13 protein-coding genes are annotated in these 16,766 nt (G+C 65.7%); 8 read left to right on the top strand and 5 right to left on the bottom strand.

Features of this window, described 5'->3' with window-relative positions; all coding sequences use genetic code 11:
- Together zipA and smc are read right to left on the bottom strand one after the other, a co-directional pair.
- Nucleotides 1–801, bottom strand: a complete 801-nt coding sequence (gene zipA / locus THITHI_RS0102995; RefSeq protein ID WP_018231592.1) for a cell division protein ZipA — start codon at nucleotides 799–801, stop codon at nucleotides 1–3.
- A 12-nt stretch (nucleotides 802–813) separates the two neighbouring features.
- Nucleotides 814–4,323, bottom strand: coding sequence for a chromosome segregation protein SMC (smc, locus tag THITHI_RS0102990; protein WP_018231591.1), 3,510 nt, complete (start codon nucleotides 4,321–4,323; stop codon nucleotides 814–816).
- 194 nt (nucleotides 4,324–4,517) lie between these two features.
- Between smc and queF the strand changes: the two genes are divergently transcribed.
- Complete coding sequence (gene queF / locus THITHI_RS0102985; RefSeq protein ID WP_018231590.1) at nucleotides 4,518–4,907, top strand: preQ(1) synthase; 390 nt, start codon at nucleotides 4,518–4,520, stop codon at nucleotides 4,905–4,907.
- A 109-nt stretch (nucleotides 4,908–5,016) separates the two neighbouring features.
- The gene (locus tag THITHI_RS0102980) at nucleotides 5,017–6,309 is read left to right on the top strand and encodes an FGGY-family carbohydrate kinase (RefSeq protein ID WP_026186011.1); all 1,293 of its coding nucleotides are present in this window, start codon (nucleotides 5,017–5,019) and stop codon (nucleotides 6,307–6,309) included.
- 26 nt (nucleotides 6,310–6,335) lie between these two features.
- Here the strand turns inward: THITHI_RS0102980 and THITHI_RS0102975 are convergent, their stop codons facing one another.
- Nucleotides 6,336–7,172: an alpha/beta hydrolase gene (locus tag THITHI_RS0102975; protein ID WP_026186010.1), complete on the bottom strand. Its 837-nt coding sequence runs from the start codon at nucleotides 7,170–7,172 to the stop codon at nucleotides 6,336–6,338.
- 161 nt (nucleotides 7,173–7,333) lie between these two features.
- Here THITHI_RS0102975 and cysZ point away from each other — a divergent pair, with 161 nt between their 5' ends.
- Nucleotides 7,334–8,050, top strand: coding sequence for a sulfate transporter CysZ (gene cysZ / locus THITHI_RS0102970; RefSeq protein ID WP_018231587.1), 717 nt, complete (start codon nucleotides 7,334–7,336; stop codon nucleotides 8,048–8,050).
- Between the two features lie 204 nt (nucleotides 8,051–8,254).
- Nucleotides 8,255–9,130, top strand: coding sequence for an AEC family transporter (locus tag THITHI_RS0102965; RefSeq protein WP_018231586.1), 876 nt, complete (start codon nucleotides 8,255–8,257; stop codon nucleotides 9,128–9,130).
- A 35-nt stretch (nucleotides 9,131–9,165) separates the two neighbouring features.
- Here THITHI_RS0102965 and THITHI_RS18355 read toward each other — a convergent pair whose 3' ends face one another.
- Nucleotides 9,166–11,625, bottom strand: coding sequence for a sensor domain-containing protein (locus tag THITHI_RS18355; RefSeq protein ID WP_051079905.1), 2,460 nt, complete (start codon nucleotides 11,623–11,625; stop codon nucleotides 9,166–9,168).
- Nucleotides 11,626–11,879: 254 nt separating this feature from the next.
- Between THITHI_RS18355 and THITHI_RS0102955 the strand changes: the two genes are divergently transcribed.
- The 4 genes from THITHI_RS0102955 to rmuC all read left to right on the top strand — a co-directional run bounded on the left by THITHI_RS0102955 (nucleotide 11,880) and on the right by rmuC (nucleotide 16,216).
- Nucleotides 11,880–13,199, top strand: a complete 1,320-nt coding sequence (locus THITHI_RS0102955) for a TRZ/ATZ family hydrolase (protein ID WP_026186009.1) — start codon at nucleotides 11,880–11,882, stop codon at nucleotides 13,197–13,199.
- Nucleotides 13,200–13,333: 134 nt separating this feature from the next.
- Nucleotides 13,334–14,047: a bifunctional 2-polyprenyl-6-hydroxyphenol methylase/3-demethylubiquinol 3-O-methyltransferase UbiG gene (ubiG, locus tag THITHI_RS0102950; protein WP_026186008.1), complete on the top strand. Its 714-nt coding sequence runs from the start codon at nucleotides 13,334–13,336 to the stop codon at nucleotides 14,045–14,047.
- Entirely contained in the window at nucleotides 14,044–14,748 is a 705-nt protein-coding gene (gph, locus tag THITHI_RS0102945) for a phosphoglycolate phosphatase (RefSeq protein ID WP_018231582.1), read from the top strand. Before ubiG ends, gph begins: the two co-directional genes overlap by 4 nt.
- A gap of 196 nt (nucleotides 14,749–14,944) precedes the next feature.
- Nucleotides 14,945–16,216: a DNA recombination protein RmuC gene (rmuC, locus tag THITHI_RS0102940; RefSeq protein ID WP_018231581.1), complete on the top strand. Its 1,272-nt coding sequence runs from the start codon at nucleotides 14,945–14,947 to the stop codon at nucleotides 16,214–16,216.
- A 9-nt stretch (nucleotides 16,217–16,225) separates the two neighbouring features.
- Here rmuC and THITHI_RS19705 read toward each other — a convergent pair whose 3' ends face one another.
- Nucleotides 16,226–16,762 (bottom strand): Lcl C-terminal domain-containing protein, encoded by a 537-nt coding sequence (locus THITHI_RS19705; RefSeq protein WP_018231580.1) that lies wholly within the window; start codon nucleotides 16,760–16,762, stop codon nucleotides 16,226–16,228.
- Nucleotides 16,763–16,766: the final 4 nt, after the last annotated feature.

Genomic DNA, 16,766 nt, shown 5'->3' with positions numbered 1-16,766 from the left:
TCAGCGCCCCCGGGGCACACGGGCCTTGAGTGCCCACTCGCGGATGCCTTCGCGAATGTGCTCGATGCCCTGCGGTGTGAGCGTACTGCGGGAAGCGTCCAGCACCTGGCCGCCCAGACGTGCCGCCAGGGACTGGGCACAGGAGAGCATGGCCTCGAAGGATTCCATGCCGTCGCGCGGCCCGGGCAGCTGCAGGAACAGGGATACGCCCACGGTGGTGAATTCGTCCATGGCCGCCGGATCGAAGGTACCGGGGTTGAGCATGTTCGCCACGCTGAACTGGGGCACCCGCCCGTTCCCGGTGGGGGCCAGCCGGTGATAGATGTCCATGACGCCGAACTCGAGGTCTTCGGCCTCCAGGGCCGCCTTCAGTTGCACACCCATGATCTGTCCCGAGGGCCCCGCGGCCACGTGCAGCACGATCAGTTTGTCGGGCAGGGCAGCCGCCTTCTCGGCTTCGGGTGTCTCCCGGGCCTTGTGTTCGACGCTTGATGCCGGTGCCGGGCGCGCCGTCGTCTGCACGGCGGGCACCGGCCGGTCCCTCGCCTCTTCCACCACGCGCGCCTTGAGGTTCTCCAGATCGTTCAGGGCATCCAGGTCATCGTGGCCGCCGGCGCGCAAGGAAGGAATCTGCCGTTCGCTGTCGGCGCGGATATGAATCTGCTCCAGTTCCTCGCGCTCCACCGCCTCATCCATGAGGTCACGGGAGCGCCGGCCGGCGGCGCGCATGCGCCCGGCAAGGTAGATGCCGGCAAGCACCACCACCGCGAGAATGAGCAGTATCCAGCGCAGGGCGTCCACGAATCGTTCTCCTCAGCCGGTGGCCATTTGTGCGGCTTCGTCCACGTCCACGGCCACCAGCCTGGATACGCCGGGTTCACGCATGGTGACACCCACCAGGTGATCGGCCAGCTCCATGGTGGTCTTGTTGTGGGTGATGAAGATGAACTGCACCCGTCCGGACATGTCCTTCACCAGGTCGCAGAAGCGGCCCACGTTGGCTTCGTCCAGGGGCGCATCCACCTCGTCCAGCATGCAGAACGGAGCCGGGTTCAGCTCGAAGATGGCGAACACCAGGGCCACCGCGGTGAGTGCCTTCTCGCCGCCGGACATGAGATGGATGGTGGACAGGCGCTTGCCGGGCGGGCGGGCCATCACGGCCACGCCGGTGGAGAGCAGATCGTCGCCGGTCATCTCCAGGTGGGCCTGTCCGCCGCCGAACAGGCGCGGGAACATCTCCTGCATCCGGCCGTTGACCCGTTCGAAGGTATCGCGGAAACGCTGGCGCGTCTCCCGGTCGATCTTCTGGATTGCGTTCTCCAGTGTCTCCAGCGCTTCCATCAGGTCCGCATGCTGGGCGTCCAGGTACTCCTTGCGCTGACTCTGTTCCCTGAACTCGTCGATGGCCGCCAGATTGATGGGGCCGAGCCGCTGGAGGCGCTGACCCAGGTTCTCCACCTTCTCCTGCCAGGCGGCTACCGTGGCGCCCTCCTCCATGGCCTCCAGCAGTTCTTCCGCCGAGAACGGGGTTTCCGCCAGCTGCTCGCGCAGCGTCTGGCGGCGCACGTTGATCTCCTGCCAGGCCATGCGCAGGCCGTCCAGGTTCGCGCGGGTTTCTTCCGCCTGCCTTTCCACGGCCACGCGGCGCTGATCATGCTCGCGCATCTCCGCCTCGATGCCCTGCACCCGGGCACGCGCGTCGGCCAGCGAACGCTCCACGTCCACGCGCCGGGCCAGCAGTGACTCCAGTTCGGCGGACAGCTCCCCGATGGGTGCGTCGCCGTCCTGCATGGCAGTTTGAAGGACCTCCAGGCGCTCGGCGAGCTGCGCCGCCTGGGTCTCCATCCGGGACAGGCCCTGGGCGGTGGATTCGCGGGTGCTCTTCAGGGTCTGCACCCGCAGGTCGATCTCGTGCAATGCGTCCCGCCGGCCCTGGGCGTCTTGCCGTGCGGCCTGGAGTTGCTCGCCCAGACCGTCGCGCTCCGCAGTGAGCGCCTCCCGCTCGCGGGCCAGGTTCTCCATGAGCGTCATCGCCTCGTTACGGCGATTCGTGGCCTGCTGCAGGGCCTCGGCATCACGCGCATGCGCGGCCTCGATCTCGGCGATCTCGTCGTTGATGCGTGCAAAGCGCCCCTCCATCTGCTCCAGGCGGGTGCGCCGGTTGCTCAACTGGGCATCCAGATCGGCGGCCGTGCGGTGTGCACGGTTCACCGAGACCTGCAGCTCCTCGCGGCGCGCCTCCAGTTCGCGCACACGGCCGCGGTCCTCCTCCAGGGCCTCCTGCAGCAGTGCCTGCTCGCGATTGAGGTCCGCCAGTTCCGCCTGGAGCCCCTTGATCTCCTGTTCCCGGCCGAGCACGCCGGAATGCTCGTCGGGATCGCGGGCCACCCGCAGCCACGCGCGGCTGAGCCAGACACCCTCCGGGGTGATCACCGACTCGCCGGCGGCCAGACGGGTGCGCATGGACAGGGCCTCGCCGAGATCCTGTGCCGTGCGCACGCCCCGCAGCAGGTCTGCCAGGGGCTTCGGACCCGTGACCCGTTGCATCAGCAGCCCACCGGCGGCCTCACCCGCGCCCTCGCCGCCGGCGCGGGTGTCCAGCACCAGCAGATCCCCGTGCGTCAGGCTGTCCAGAACGCCGGCCACGCCGTCCAGATCGTCGACGCACACCGCTTCCAGATATCGGCCCAGCACCGCTTCCACGGCCCGCTCCCAGCCGGATTCCACGGAGAGCTGCTCGGCGAGGCGCGGGGCTTCGGCCAGCCCCTGGCCCTCGAGCCATTGCACCACGGCCTTCTCGCCCTTGCCGAGCGCGGCCTGCTGCAGCGCCTCCAGGGAGGACAACCGCCCGGCCCGGGTCTGGATGCCGCGGCGCAGTTCGTCCAGCTGGCCGGTACGGGCGCGGCCGGATTCCCGGGCCGACTGGATGGCATCGAGGGTGTCGGTCAATTCCGCCTGACGCGCTTCCGCAGCCTGATGGGCCTCGGTGGCCTGGGCCGAGAGCTGCGCCATTTCACTGCGCAAGGCCTCGCCGGAGAGCTGGCCGCGCTCCTGGTGCAGCCGCTCCAGGCGTGACTGCAGATGCTGGATCTGGCGTTCCAGGTGTTCCATGCGCGTACGCTCCACCTGGGCGGTCTGGGCCGGTTCCGCGGCCCGTTGATTGAATGCCTCCCAACGGCCCTGCCACTCGCTCATGGCGTGCTCGGCGGCACCGAGGGCGTCGTTGGCCGTCCGGCGTGCCTCTTCCGCGGCCCGGTGTTGCGGCACCAGGGCTTCCAGTTCCAGGTCCAGTTCCTGCAGCCGGCTCCGGTCCAGTTCGATATGCTCGCGGACCTCCTTCAATCCCGCTTCGGCCTGGTGCAGTTCCCGCGTCTGACGTTCGCGCAACTCCCGTGCATGCTGAATGGATTGCTCGACACGGGAGATATCGCTGCCCAAGGCGTAGAAGCGGCCCTGCACCTCGTTGAAGGCTTCGTTGGCCTCCACGTGCAACGCGCGGTTCTTCTCGATGGCGGCCTCCAGGCGGCGCAGCTCCGCGATCACGCCCTCGAGACGCGTCTCCTCCTCGCGCAGTCCCCGTTCGCGCTGTTGCGCATCGCTGTCCATGTCCTGCAGGCGAAGGACCAGCAGTTCGGCACGGGCCCGGCGCTCCTCCTCCTTGAGTCCCTTGTAGCGTTCCGCGGTGTTGGCCTGGCGCTGCAGGTGATTGATCTGTTTCTCGATCTCGTCGCGCAGATCATCCAGGCGATCGATGTTTTCACGGGTGTGACGGATACGCGTCTCCGTCTCCCGGCGGCGTTCCTTGTACCTGGAGATCCCGGCGGCCTCTTCCAGGTAGACGCGCAACTCCTCGGGTTTGGCCTCGATGAGCCGCGAGATCATGCCCTGCTCGATGATGGCATAGCTGCGCGGGCCCAGGCCCGTGCCCAGGAAGATGTCGGTGATGTCCTTGCGGCGGCAGCGGGTGCCGTTGAGGAAGTACTGGGACTGGCCGTCCCGGCTCACCTGGCGCTTGACCGAGATCTCGCTGTACTCCGCGTACTGGCCGCCCAGAGTGCCTTCGCTGTTGTCAAACACCAGTTCGATGGAGGCCTGACCCACGGGCTTTCGAGAAGACGAGCCATTGAAGATCACGTCTTCCATGGAATCCCCGCGCAGATGCTTTGCGGAGGATTCCCCCATCACCCAGCGTACCGCGTCGATGACGTTGGATTTGCCGCACCCGTTGGGGCCGACGACACCGACCAGGCTGCTGGAAAGGTGAATGGTGGTAGGGTCCACGAAGGACTTGAATCCGGCCAGTTTGATCTTGCTCAGTCGCATCGGGACCTGCGGTCTTGTGTTTTCCGGGATGATCGGCCCGGCCAGAAGCCCGGGATCAAGGTGGTGCCCATGTTGTGGCCATGGACGGCGCCCATTATTACAATAATGCCGCCCTTGGGGGGAACCGGTCCGGCTCCGTGTGCCGCCAGTCGCGTTCTCCGGGCCGCCCCCATCCCGTCCGAGACAGGAACATCATGCCCAGCCAGCCGAGCAAGGATATCGAAACCTTCGAAAACCCCCGACCGGGTCGGGATTATACCATCCGCATCCGGGTTCCCGAGTTCACCTGCCTGTGCCCGAAGACGGGCCAGCCGGACTTTGCCACCCTGCACCTGGACTACGTGCCCCGGGCGCGATGCGTGGAGCTCAAGTCCCTCAAGCTCTATGTCTGGAGCTTCCGGGACGAGGGCGCCTTCCACGAGGCGGTCACCAACCGGATCCTGGACGATCTGGTGGCCGCCACCGATCCCCATTTCATGCGCCTGACCGCCGAATTCGGGGTGCGTGGCGGCATCTACACCACCGTGGTGGCGGAACACCGGGATCCGGCCTGGCAGCCGCCGAGCCCCGTCAGCCTGCCGTGATAAAGGCAATTCAAGGTTCAAAGTTCAAGGTTCAAAGGGGCCTTCGAGTGGCAACGGTGGCGTGGACGGCCCACGGTTTTCCCTTTGAATCTTGAACTTTGAACTTTGAATGTTGAATTCGATGTTCATAGGCATCGACATGGGCACCTCCGGGTGCCGGGCCATTGCCGTGGATGACCGGGGGCGGGAGATGGCCCGGCGCAGCGTACCCCTGCCTCCCCCGGACCGCCGGGGGGACCGGGTGGAGCAGGACCCCGGGCTCTGGTGGAAGGCCCTGTGTGAGGCGACCCGGGCGATCATGGGGGAGCTGCCGGACCCGCCGCGGGCACTGGCCATCGACGGCACCTCGGGCACCCTTGTGGTCGCGGATGCGCGGGGTGAGCCCCTGGGGCCCGCGCTCATGTACAACGACGCCCGCGCACGCGCGCAGGCGGAGCGGATCAGCGGGATTGCCCCCAGGGAGAGCGGCGCCCACGGGGCCACGTCGAGCCTCGCCAAGCTGCTCTGGTGGCTGGAGCACCGCGAGGCCGGATCGCTGTGCCACGCCCTGCACCAGGCCGACTGGCTGGCCGCGCGTCTCACCGGACGATGGGGTCTGAGTGACGAGAATAACGCGCTCAAAATGGGCTATGACCCGGTGAGCCGATCATGGCCGGACTGGCTCGCCGCGCTGGGACTGCCCGATGACGTGCTGCCGGAGGTGAAGGTGCCCGGAGACACCTTCGGCCGCCTCACCCGGGAGGCTGCCGCCCTGTCCGGCCTGCCGGCGGGGCTTGCGGTGTTCGCCGGCACCACCGACAGCGTGGCGGGCTTCCTGGCCACCGGGGCCGCCGAACCCGGCGAGGCGGTCACCTCACTGGGCAGCACCCTGGTGCTCAAGATCGTCTCCCCGACCCCGGTGTTTGCCCCGGAGTACGGCGTCTACAGCCACCGGCTCGGGGACCGCTGGCTGGCCGGCGGCGCTTCCAACAGCGGGGGCGCCGTCCTCCTGCAGTATTTCTCGCCGGCTGAACTGGCGTCGCTCACGCCCGCCCTTGATCCGGACCATCCCACCGGTCTGGATTTCTATCCGCTGCCGGCATCCGGTGAACGCTTCCCGGTATGCGACCCGCGCCTGCCGCCCCGCATGGCACCGCGTCCGGACGACGATGCCCGCTTCCTGCAGGGGCTGCTGGAGGGTATTGGCGCCATCGAGGCCGCGGGCTACCGGCGGCTCATGGAACTGGGAGCGCCCGCCCCGGCAGACATACGCACTGTGGGCGGCGGCGCGGGCAACCCTGCCTGGCGGCGCATCCGTGAGCGGCTGCTCCCGGCTCCCCTGAGGGACGCGGTGCACAGCGAAGCCGCCTGCGGTGCGGCCATCCTCGCCCGTCGGGGATTCATGGCGACCCGCACCGGTTGAGCGCCGCCGGCCGCAACCGGATGGTCTTACGGCGCTGACCGGGCGGCGGACAGATGATTTTCGAGAAAGGTGTCCAGGCCGTGTATGTAACGGGCGCCGGTGCGCAGGAAACCGTCATTGTGGCCGCCCTCCATTTCCAGCAACACTGCGGCGTCATGAGCCGCATCCATGAGCCGTCGGGCATGGTCGAATGAGACAATCTCGTCGTGCCGGCTGTGAGCGATGAGCAGCGGAGATCTCACTTCGGCGAGCACGCCACGGACCTCGTAGCGATGGCGCAGCAGGGATCGAATCGGCAGGAACGGGTAGACCTCGGCTCCCAGGTCCGCGGCACTGGTGAACGCGGATTCCAGAATCACGGCGCCCGGCTGCTTGCGCGCCGCCAGTTCCGCGGCCACGGCGGCCCCGAGGGATCGACCGAAGATCACGATCTCGTGAGCCGGAATACCGCGTTCCTCCCGAAGGTGGTTCCATGCGGCACGGGCATCCTTGCGGATGCCTGCCTCCCCGGGACGCCCCTCGCTCTCGCCGTATCCCCGGTAGTCGGTGATGAAGACAGACAGGCCCAGGTCACGGAAGATGCGAATCGACTCCATGCGGTGGGAAATGTTGCCGGCATTGCCATGGAAGAACAGCAGCACGCCGCGCGGGTCCGGTGCCGGGATATACCAGCCATGCAGGCGCACGCCGTCCCGGGCAGTCATATGCACGTCTTCGTAATCCATGCCGTGCTGCCCGGGTGTGGTCACCAGCGTCGATGTGGGCATGTACATGAGCCGCTCCTGACCCAGGTACACCAGACCCACCAGGATCCCGTACGCCCCGCCTATCATGAGTGCAATGCTCAAAAGCAAACGCAACATGACCTCATCACTCCGAATGCTTCCGGCTATTCTAGCCCCCATATCTCGCCACCCTCGTGCTGCGGTCGCCGATCTGCGCGCTGTGGCGGGGCGTTGGCGCTCTTGCGGCGCTCCCTTCGGGCCTGGCTGTGCGGGATACCCACGGGACAAGACACCAGAACATGATTGACGACTACCTGACCGGCTTTTCCTATCCCTTTAGAGGTCTCGGCCTGATCCGGCGCAGGGGCATCCGGCCGCTGGTGGTGGTTCCGTTTCTGCTCAATACAGTCATCTTCGCGGGCGCGATCGTCCTGGCCGCCATATACCTGAACACGACCCTGGAGGCGCTTCTGCCCGCATGGCTCGAATGGCTGATCTGGCCCTTGTTCGTGCTCGCTGTTCTTGCCGTCTTCTTCTTCGGTTTCACCCTGCTGGCGAACCTGGCGGGTGCGCCGTTCAACGGCCTGCTGGCGGCCCGCCTGGAGACGCAGCTTTCCGGCGTCGCACCGGAGAGCGGATTGTCATGGGCGCGGGAGGCTGGGACGGCCATCGTGAACGAACTGCGCAAGCTGATATATATCAGCTTGCGCGCACTGCCCCTGCTGCTCCTGTTCCTCATTCCGGGCGTACAGCTGCTGGCGCCGTTGGTATGGCTCGCCTTCGGGGCGTGGATGCTGGCACTGGAGTATGCCGATGCACCCATGGGCAACCACGGTCTTGGATTCCGCGATGCGCGCCGGCTGCTGGCGCAGCGGCCGGCGCTGGCGCTGGGATTTGGCAGTGCCATGCTGATCCTCACCCTGGTCCCGGTGCTCAATTTCGTGGCGATGCCGGCAGGGGTGGCCGGGGCCACGGCCATGTGGGTGGAGCGCCTGCGGTCATCAACCGCCGGATAGGCCGCCCCGGCAAACCACCTTCCTCATGCGAAGAAAGCGGCGGCTGACCCGGGGCACAGACGGCCCCGGCTGTCCAAGGCTGTCGCAAGTGTGTTAAGAAGAGGCCTCGCACGGAATCGGGACACAACTTCCCTTTCCTTGGGTTAATGGCACTGATCCACCCGATCGAACCGGGGACGGGATGCTGCGCCCGGTATCAACCAGATGAATCCGCTTCCAGTCCTCCAGATCGTCCTGCCCGTATTCCTGGTCGTGGGCCTGGGCTATTTCTACGGCCGGCGTCATCCCACCGACATCGACACGGCCAACCGCCTGAACATGGACGTGTTCACCCCTGCCCTGATCTTCAGTGCCCTGTCGGCCCAGGGCTTCCAGCTCGCCGACTACTCGCTGCTGATCCTGGGGGGCACGCTGGTGGTATTGGGCTCGGGCATCGTGGTGCTCCCGTTCGTACGCCTGCTCAAGGTCCAGTGGAAGACCTTTGTGCCCCCCGTAATGTTTACCAACAGCGGAAACATGGGCATCCCCATCCTGCTCCTCGCCTTCGGCGAGGCGGCCCTGCCGGCGGCCATCGTGCTTTTTCTGGTGGAGAACACGCTGCATTTCAGTGTCGGCATCTACATGATGGACCACAGGCTGCGCCTCTGGGATCTGCTGCGCATACCGATCATCGCGGCCAGCATCGCCGGCATCATCGTCAGCCTGAGCGGCCTGGTCGTTCCCCACGTTCTGGCTGTGCCCATCGACATGGTCGGACAGATCGCCATTCCGCTGATGCTTTTCACCCTGGGTGTGAGGATGGTGGGCGCGGATTTCTCGGACTGGCGCCTCGGGCTCTGGGGCGCAGTGCTCACCCCGGCGAGCGGTCTGCTGGTCGCGGCCGTGGTCTCGCCGTTCCTGGATCTGACGTCCCAGCAGCTGGCCTATCTGTTCGTCTTTGCAGCGCTGCCGCCTGCCGTCCTGAACTACATGGTGGCGGAAAAGTACCAGCAGGAACCCCGGCGGGTTGCCTCCATCGTGTTCATCGGCAATCTGCTGAGTATCGTCACCCTGTCCCTGGTGCTGGGCTGGCTGATCTGACCGGAGTTTCCTCCGCGCTCTGCGGCGGGCACCGATCAGCCACAGCCCCCGATGTCGTTGTGTCCTGACGCGGGAGTGGAAAGAAAGAACTTCTCGAACTGTTCCCGGGGAATCGGATGGCCGTAAAGGAAACCCTGGAACTTGAGGCAGCCCTGTTTGACGAGGAAATCCCGCACGGGGACACTTTCCACTCCCTCGGCGATGACATCGAGACCGAGACTCTGCGCAAGCACGATGATTGCCCGCACGATGGCCGCGTCGCTTGAGTCGTCCAGCACGCCGCGCACGAAACGCTGATCGATCTTGACCTGATTCAGGGGCAGGTGCTTCAGGTAGTACAGCGACGAGTATCCCGTGCCGAAATCATCCAGTGCAAAACCGATACCACAGGATGTCAGTGCCTTCATCTTCGAGATCGTGTCGTCCATATTCAGCAGCAGGGCGCCCTCGGTGAGTTCGAGTCTCAGCTGCCGCGGATCGGCGCCCGTGCTTTCGATGACGGAAATGACCTGGTGGACGAAATCGGGATGGTGAAATTGCCGCGCGCTGATATTCACGTCCACCCGGAATCCCGGTCCCTGCGGGTGCGCCGCCCATCCGGCCACGTGACGGCAGACGCATTCGAGCAGCAGGGGACCCAGCCTGAAGATCAGCCCTGACTCCTCGGCCAGGTGAATGAAGTCCGATGGGCCGAGGATACCCCGCTGTGGATGACTCCAGCGGGCAAGAGCCTCGGCTCCCGAGAGTTCCCCCCCGATATCGACCTGGGGTTGATAGTAGGGAATGAACTCCCCCTCTTCCACGGCCCTGCGCAGCTCCTCCTCCATTTGCGCCCGGAGGTGTACGGTGGACTGCGCGCTCGGGTCAAAACGGCGGTACGTGTTGCGCCCGGACGCCTTGGCCTGGTACATGGCCAGATCCGCCTGCATGATGACCCTATCCACGGTATCGCCCGGCATGCCGAACAGGGTGATTCCGATGCTGCACGTGATCTGACCCTGCCGTCCCGGCTCACCGGACGGCTGATGAAGCGCCGCGAGCATCTTTCTCGCCATGAATTCCGCCTGGGCCATGGCCTCCTCGGCATCCGCGCCCAGATTTCCCAGGACCACGACGTACTCGTCACCCCCGAACCGGGCCACGGTATCAGTGGCCCGTACGCAGGCGGCCAGCCGTTCGGCGACGCGGCGCAGCAGGGCATCACCTTCCGAATGGCCAAGGGTGTCATTGAGTGTCTTGAAATTGTCCAGATCGAGAAACAGCACTGTACCCAGCAGGCCGAGCCGTTGGCTGGCCGCCAGGGACTGTTGCAGCCTGTCCATGAGCAGACGCCGGTTGGGCAGGCCGGTCAGGGAATCGTAGAAGGCGAGGGACTGGATCTCCTCCTCGGTGCGCTTGCGTTCATCGATGTCACAGAAATAGACTGCCAGCCCCTCGGGTGCCGGGTACACATGCACCTCCATCCACTTCCCCAGGGGTTCATACCGGAACTCATAGTGAACGGTGCATCCTTCATCCATGGCGCGACGAAATGACATCTCCGTGACGGTGCCCGACAGGTCGGGAAACTCGTCCCAGACCGGCCTCCCGATCATCTCTTCGCGCCGGCGGCCCAGGAGGCGTTCGGCTTCCCGGTTGACGTAGGTATAACGGTAATCCCGGTCCACCGTGAGAAAGGCGTCGCTCATCGCCTCCATGGCTCCGCTCAGGCGTGACTCCAGATGCCTCAGCTTCGCCTCGGTGCCCTTGCGCTTGGAGATGTCCTGGATGGCGCCGCGCACCTGGATGATCGTTCCCTCCGGGTCGCGCACTGCCTCGCCGATCGTGCGCACCCAGACGCGCCTGCCCCGGGCGGAGATGACCTCCAGTTCCTCGTCGAAGGGGGTGCCGCGGGACACACACGCCTGAAAGACTTCCCGAAACCGGTCGATGGATTCAGGCGCGTAGAAGTTCATCCCTTCCGCCACGGTCAGCGCGGTCTCCACCGGCATATCGTGTATTGCGCAGACTTCATCGGACCAGCGCATCCGGTCTGCTGCCAGATCCGCGAGCCAGCCGCCGAGGCGTGCGCTGTGGCTGGCGGCGCGAAGCAGCATCTCGCTGTCCCGCAATGCCTCTTCCATGCGTCGATGTTCCGTCACGTCCTGGGTGATGGCATAGACGCCGGCCACCTTCCCGTCCACCAGCAACGGCATGGCATTGACGGTGAAGTGCATGCGGGCACCGTCCTGTGCCGCACACGTGTGTTCGAAGGCCCTGGGATGACCGCGAAGCACGTCCTCGAAGATGGCGTCGAGGCGTTCGTGCTCCTCGGGCGCGATGAACTCGCCGTAGTGACGTCCGATCAGTTCCGTGCGCGCCAGTCCCAGGATCCGGCAGGCCTGTTCGTTGACCTGCACGTAGTGCCCCTGCGTGTCCATCAGGTACACCGCGTCCGGATGCCCGTGAAACAGGGCACGGCAGGCCTCGAGGATATGGGACAACCTTGCGGTCACACGGCCTTTCCCCATTGGTTCGGGCATGGCCCAATCTGTCAGCCCGTCCCTGGCCCGGACCTGTGGCATACCTGATAACTATAGAAAATATCCCGAAAAACGCCTTCTGCCGGGCTGCTCCCGGGGCCCGGTGGCCCGCCGGGCGGTACCCGGAAGCGGCCCGAGCGGCCACCTGCATGACTCCGGAGCCCTGCCCGGCGTCATGTATCCATGGAGATTGTCGCGCCATCCCGCCCCCTGTATGGTTCATCGCCATGGAAATGGTCGACACCCTGATCAAGGCCCGCTGGATCGTTCCGGTGGAGCCCGACGACGTAGTGCTGGAGGACCACGCGCTGGCCGTTCGCGACGGACGCATCGTGGACCTGTTGCCCATCCGGGACGCCGAAGAGCGCTACCGGGCTGACGCCGTGCATCAACTCACCACCCATGCCCTCATTCCGGGACTGGTGAACAGCCACACACATGCGGCCATGAGCCTGATGCGGGGAGTCGCTGACGACCTGCCGCTGATGGAATGGCTTCAGGGCCACATCTGGCCCCACGAGGACCGCTGGGTGGGGGCGGAGTTCGTGGAGGACGGCGCGCAGCTGGCCATGGCGGAGATGCTGCGCGGCGGTGTCACCTGCTTCAATGACATGTACTTCTTCCCGGAGATCACCGCCCACGCGGCGGCCCGGGCCGGCATGCGCGCGGCCCTGGGACTCATCGTCATCGACTTTCCCACCGCCTGGGCGTCAAGTGCCGATGAGTACATCGCCAAGGGCCTGGCGATCTACGACGAGCACAAGGACGAGGCGCTGCTGTCCTTCTGTTTCGCCCCGCACGCCCCCTACACGGTCTCCGACGAGCCGCTTCAGCGCATCCGCACCCTGGCCAACGAGCTGGACCTGCCTGTGCACATGCATGTCCACGAAACTGCCCACGAGGTGGAGGAATCCATGGCCCGTTTCGGCGTGCGCCCCCTGGAGCGTCTTGCACAGATGGGGCTCGTCGGGCCGAACCTGCTCGCGGTGCACATGACCCAGCTCAATGACGCGGAGATCGCGCACCTGGCCCGGGCAGGCGCCCACGTACTGCACTGTCCCGAATCCAACCTGAAGCTTGCCAGCGGGTTCTGCCCGGTACACAAGCTCTTGAATGCCGGCGTGAACGTGTGTCTCGGCACCGACGGGGCGGCCAGCAACAACGACCTGAATCTGCTCGGCGAGATGCGCACCGCCGCCCTTCTTGCCAAGGGCGTTGCCGGTGATGCCTCTGCCCTGCCGGTCGCCACGGCACTGCGCATGGCCACCCTCAACGGCGCCCGGGCCCTGGGGCTGGCGGACGAGATCGGCTCCCTGGTGCCCGGCAAGGCGGCCGACGTGGTGGCCGTGGACATGGATTGTCTGGAGAGCCGCCCCGTGTACCATCCACTGTCGCAGCTGGTCTACGCCAGTGGCCGCGAGCACGTCACCCACGTGTGGGTGGCCGGCAAGGCGCTGCTCCGGGACCGCCGGCTCACCACCCTGGATCTGGAAGCGATCCAGGACAAGGCGACGCTGTGGCAGCAACGCCTCATGGGCAAGGCATGAAGGCGATTCAATACTCAAGATTCAAGATTCAAAGGGCAAACCGCCGTTCCGTTGAGTTTTGAACTTTGAATTTTGAATCATCTCCTTCGGTTCGTGTTGTAACATAACGCCACACGCGGTCAGAGATGCTTCATATGTCAGACGCCTCCAGCCCCAATATGGATCCTCGCGAGGTGGCCAAGTTCGACGACCTGGCCCATCGCTGGTGGGATCCCCAGGGCGAATTCCGGCCGCTGCACGAGATCAATCCCCTGCGCCTGGACTACGTGGAACGGCGGATGCCCCTTGACGATGCCCGGGTGCTGGACGTGGGCTGCGGCGGCGGCATCCTGGCCGAGTCCATGGCCCGGCGCGGCGCGCAGGTCACCGGCATCGACATGGCGGCGGCGCCCCTGGAGGTTGCGCGCATGCATCTGCTCGAGTCGGGAGTGGAGGTGGACTACCGCCAGGTCCCGGTGGAGGAACTGGCCGAGGAGATGCCCGGCGCCTTCGACGTGGTGACGTGCATGGAAATGCTGGAGCACGTACCGGATCCCGCCTCCGTGGTCGACGCCTGCGCGCGCCTGGTGCGGCAGGGGGGGCACGTATTCTTCTCCACCATCAACCGCAATCCGAAATCGTTCCTGTTCGCCATTGTGGGGGCGGAGTATCTGCTTCGCATGCTGCCCCGGGGCACGCATGAGTACGCCCGCTTCATCCGGCCCTCGGAACTGACCGCCTGGGCACGCGCGGCCGGACTGGAGACCCGTCACATCGGAGGCCTCGGCTACAACCCGCTCACCGGTGAGTATCGGCTGGCGGACGACGTGCAGGTCAATTACCTTATGCATACCACGAGGGACGCGTGAGGGCCGCCCTGGAGATTCCCTACCGGACGGTGCTGTTCGATCTGGACGGCACGCTCGCCGACACCGCCCCGGACCTGTATGCCGCCCAGGCCCTGCTCTCCAGGGAGCACGGCCTCGAGCCCATGCCCTTCGAGGCGGTACGGGACCATGTCTCGCACGGCTCCACCGCCCTGGTGAAGCTCGCCTTCCCGGAGGCCGAGGGGGAACGTTTCGAGCAGTTGCGGGCGCGCTTCCTGGCCATCTATGCCGAGAACCTCTTTCTGGACACGACCCTGTTTCCGGGCATGGAGAGTCTGCTGGCGTGGCTGGAATCCCGGGGCCTCAAATGGGGCGTGGTGACCAACAAGCCGGCGTTTCTGACCGATCCGCTGATGGAATCCCTGGGACTGGCCCATCGGGCAGCCTGCCTCGTGAGCGGAGACACCATCACGCAACGCAAGCCTCATCCCGCCCCCATGCTGCACGCCTGTGAACTGGCCGGGTGCCGTCCCGCCGAGTGCCTCTATGTGGGGGATGCCGAGCGTGACATTCAGGCCGGACACGCCGCCGGCATGTCCACCCTCATTGCCCTGTACGGCTACATCGACGGGACGCAGCACCCGGATCAATGGGGTGCCGACGGCATGATCCACGAACCTCGCGAGATTCTGGATTGGATCCTCGGCACCCTGGAGCCGGTGCGACGGGTGGAGAACACGTGAATTGATACCGACATGCAGGGTTCAATGTTCAAAGTTCAAGGTTCAAAGTTCAAGGTTCAAAGTTCAAAGGAGAGACGCTGGCTTCGCTTTCCATCTCAACAAGTCGAAGGCACCCTTCCCCTTTGAACCTTGAACTTTGAACTTTGAACTTTGAACCTTGAACTTTGAACACTGATTCGCCCCAATAGGCCCTGACGTGGACACCACACTCCTCATCACCGCCGCCGTCGTCTGCTTCGCCGCAGGGCTCGTCCTGGGCTTCTTCATCGGGCACCTGCGTACTCAGGGCCGGATGGCGGTACTGGAATCGGAACTGGCGGCGGAGAGGCGCCGCACAGAGGAACGGACTGCGGCCTTCGAGGAATACCGCAAGCAGATCGGAGACAGTTTTTCCACGCTGGCGGGCCAGGCGCTTCGCCACAACAGCGAGGAGTTCCTGCGGCTTGCCAACGAACACCTGAAGGGCGTGCAGGTGCAGGCCAACGCCGAACTCACCCAGAAGGAAAAGGCCATCGAGGGCCTGGTCAAGCCCATCCGTGAGACGCTGGAGAAGACCGAAGCCCAGATCCGGGCCATGGAACAGGCCCGTGAGGCGGCATTCGGCTCGCTGAGCCAGCACCTCAGGCTCATGGCTGAAGGTCAGCAGCGGCTGCAGTCGGAAACGCATAACCTGGTGCGCGCCCTCTCCCGCCCCACGGTGCGCGGACAGTGGGGGGAGATGACCCTTAAGCGCCTGGCGGAACTGGCGGGCATGGTGGAGCACTGCGACTTCCAGGAGCAGACCCACCGGGCCACCGAGGACGGCGCCATGCGACCGGACATGATCGTGCGCCTGCCTGACGCACGGGAACTGGTGGTGGATGCCAAGACGCCGCTGGACGCCTACCTTGCGGCGGCGGACGCGCCGGATGACCGGCAGCGCGAACAGCACCTCAAGACCCATGCGCGCAAGGTGCGCGAGCGCATGCGCGAACTCTCCAGCAAGGCCTACTGGACTCAGTTCAAGGAGTCACCGGATTTCGTCATCCTGTTCATCCCCGGCGATCAGTTTCTCTCCGCAGCGCTGGAACACGATCCGGCCCTGCTGGAGGATGCCCTGTCCAATCGCGTGATCCTGGCGACCCCCAGCAGTCTCGTGGCGCTGCTGCGTGCCGTGGCCTACGGCTGGCGCCAGCAGGCGGTGGCGGAGAACGCGGAGAAGATCCGCGAGCTGGGCGAGGAACTCTACAAGCGCCTCGCCGTATTCACTGAGCATCTTGCAAGACTGGGCAAGACCCTGGGCACCAGCGTGGACCATTACAACAGGGCGGTCGGTTCCCTGGAACGCAACGTCATGCCCGGGGCGCGGCGCTTCTCCGAGCTTGGCATCCAGGCGCGAAAGCAGATGGAGGAACCGACGCCCCTGGAGCAGGCGCCGCGCATGCCGCTTGAGACCGAGGACGCGCCGCAGGAGGGCAAGCCGGATTGACGCTTGCGCCTACCGGACGGCGCATGAGCCCGCATCGTCAACCGGCGTCATGACCGGCCGCAGGTGGAATCGTCCGCCCATGTTGCAGCGGGTCCGGCCCTCACCCGCGAAATCCACGAAACAGTCGTACTGGGAGTGGCCGCCGGCACGCACCCGGGTCCAGAACCAGCCATCCGGGGTATCCGGGAAGGCCTGCGGGTCCAGGGCCTGCTTTCCGCCGCCGGGCTGCAGGAGCGCGCGCAGCTCGTGAAACTCGGGAATCCGCCACGGGCAGTCGGGGGTTGCCAGGGTGTCGATGCGTGCGAGGACCTCGGTCCAGGTCAGGCGATCGGCTTCTCCCGGACACCCCTCGCCGGTCTGCCTCTGGCCGATGCTGCAACGCATCCAGATCAGGCCCAGTCGATGATCCGCCACCAGACCCGTGTCCGGGAACGTGAAGCGTTCTTCCGCGCTGACCGGTACAAGCCCCGGGGACAGCAGGAACAATGCGGCCATGGCACCGATCCGCGCGACCCGCAATCCGATACGGGACGGACGCAAGGCCATCCGC

Origin of the sequence: Thioalkalivibrio thiocyanodenitrificans ARhD 1, from assembly GCF_000378965.1 — a bacterium.
Taxonomy (GTDB): domain Bacteria; phylum Pseudomonadota; class Gammaproteobacteria; order Ectothiorhodospirales; family Ectothiorhodospiraceae; genus Thioalkalivibrio_A; species Thioalkalivibrio_A thiocyanodenitrificans.
This window is presented reverse-complemented; position numbering and strand designations above follow the sequence as displayed.

Excerpts from the sequence above, each read along its gene's own strand:
- smc (WP_018231591.1), bottom strand. The coding sequence starts at position 4,323 with ATGCGACTGAGCAAGATCAAACTGGCCGGATTCAAGTCCTTCGTGGAC.
- ubiG (WP_026186008.1), top strand. The coding sequence starts at position 13,334 with ATGTCAGACGCCTCCAGCCCCAATATGGATCCTCGCGAGGTGGCCAAG.
- THITHI_RS0102975 (WP_026186010.1), bottom strand. The coding sequence starts at position 7,172 with ATGTTGCGTTTGCTTTTGAGCATTGCACTCATGATAGGCGGGGCGTAC.
- queF (WP_018231590.1), top strand. The coding sequence starts at position 4,518 with ATGCCCAGCCAGCCGAGCAAGGATATCGAAACCTTCGAAAACCCCCGA.
- THITHI_RS0102965 (WP_018231586.1), top strand. The coding sequence starts at position 8,255 with ATGAATCCGCTTCCAGTCCTCCAGATCGTCCTGCCCGTATTCCTGGTC.
- THITHI_RS0102980 (WP_026186011.1), top strand. The coding sequence starts at position 5,017 with ATGTTGAATTCGATGTTCATAGGCATCGACATGGGCACCTCCGGGTGC.
- cysZ (WP_018231587.1), top strand. The coding sequence starts at position 7,334 with ATGATTGACGACTACCTGACCGGCTTTTCCTATCCCTTTAGAGGTCTC.
- THITHI_RS0102955 (WP_026186009.1), top strand. The coding sequence starts at position 11,880 with ATGGAAATGGTCGACACCCTGATCAAGGCCCGCTGGATCGTTCCGGTG.
- THITHI_RS19705 (WP_018231580.1), bottom strand. The coding sequence starts at position 16,762 with ATGGCCTTGCGTCCGTCCCGTATCGGATTGCGGGTCGCGCGGATCGGT.